Source organism: Oleiphilus sp. HI0125, assembly GCF_001635355.1.
Map to the genome: position 1 here is coordinate 1 of NZ_LWGF01000963.1, position 1,663 is coordinate 1,663.

The 1,663-nt window shown below is 44.9% G+C and carries 2 protein-coding genes; both read left to right on the plus strand.

Annotated elements, in window-relative coordinates; genetic code table 11:
• Positions 1-670: asparagine synthase C-terminal domain-containing protein (locus A3762_RS16465; RefSeq protein ID WP_231878838.1), on the plus strand; the 670-nt coding region annotated here is incomplete at its 5' end.
• Positions 667-1,663 (plus strand): hypothetical protein (locus A3762_RS16470; RefSeq protein WP_068756676.1); only part of this gene is annotated, 997 nt, incomplete at its 3' end. The genes A3762_RS16465 and A3762_RS16470, both read left to right, overlap by 4 nt.

The window sequence follows — 1,663 nt, forward strand, 5'->3', positions numbered from 1 at the left end:
CTCTTTACCACTCGGAGTGTCTGGCGCTTACCCACACTTTGCGTCAGAGAGACTTCGTAGCAATTATTACAAAGCATCAGCCAAGAGCTTTGAAGAATTTTATCAACGCTCAATTGCATTCTGGCAAGACAATGCTCACCCACTTAAAGGGTTTAAGCCGAATAAATTAATCAACGCGTCACCCTCAAGCCTAGATTACACAAGCAAGCTTCAGTTACTAGACATGCAGATGTATTTGCCAGACGACATTCTCACGAAGGTCGATCGAGCAGGTATGGCAGTCAGCTTGGAAACTAGAATCCCGCTACTGAATCATAAAGTAGTAGAGCTTGCCGCAAGCATCCCTTCAGACATTCGAACGCATAACGGCGTTGCTAAATGGCCCTTGCAAGAAGTGCTGAGCCGTTACGTACCTAGAGAGTTATTTGAACGCCCTAAGCAAGGGTTCGCTATCCCAATTGGAGAATGGTTAAGAGGCCCACTTAAAAGCTGGATGACAGACTTGCTCAGTCCCACGCATATCCGGCAACAAGGACTGTTTGACTACAAAACCATCTACCCTATTCTAAAAATGCACCTCGATGGTAATAGTGATTACTCTCTGCAACTGTGGAGCATACTGATGTTTCAAAGTTGGTTAGATGAACAGAGCGATGGTTTGACTTTATGAAATCACCCAATCTATATGCAGGCACAGTACTCATTAATGGTGCAGACACAATAACAGGGTATAACGCTGCACGCTCTATCGCTGGCCAAGGCTTTAAAATCTATGGGCAAGCAACCAATCCCCAGTCACTGTATTTAAAGTCTAAAATCTGGCGAAATGTCTTTATAGAAGAAGCGCTGCCCAGCAAGCTCATTAAACTATCGACGAAAATACTAGAAAACGAACCAGTTAATTGCTTTAAACCAGTATTAATACTCAATCAAGACATGGCAGTCGAAAGGGCCGCCAAAGCACAAAGCGAACTCGGCCAACACTTTCAGTTTCAGCTTCCTACCCAGCAAAATACACTTCGAATGCTGGATAAAACTGAATTCGAAACATGGGCAAGTCAAAACGACATATGTACGCCAAAGTCCTACATCGCAGCAACACCAGAGGACGTACGTAAGGCATTACGAAGCTTAGACTACCCCATTGTAATAAAGCCTCTAGTTCGCACCCCCGCTTGGGACGCACTGCACCCACACAACAAAGCCTTCAAGCTCAACGAAGCACCGCAACCGGTAAACGGAACAGAAAACCACACCGAAAGCTTTTATACTGAACTACTAAAGCTAACAGACCGTTTAATCATTCAAGAATGGATAAACGGTGGCGATCACGACGTTTACTTTGTGCTAGCGCACATAGGGAAGACAAAAACTACATCCTTATGTGGTAGAAAAATTACGCAGTGGCCACGACTTACCGGCTCAACCTCAATGTGCGTCACTCACATAGACCCAGAACTTGAGCAGCTCGGGCTTAGCATCCTCAACAAAGCAGGTTTAAAGGGCTTAGGGTCTGTCGAGTTCAAGAAAGACCAAACACGAAACCAATACTACGTAACAGAGCCCACTGTCGGCCGTAACGACTACCAGTCTTACATAGCTAGTGCCTCTAATATTAATTTGAACCTATACTACGTACTCGACTGCCTTGGTTATCACTACC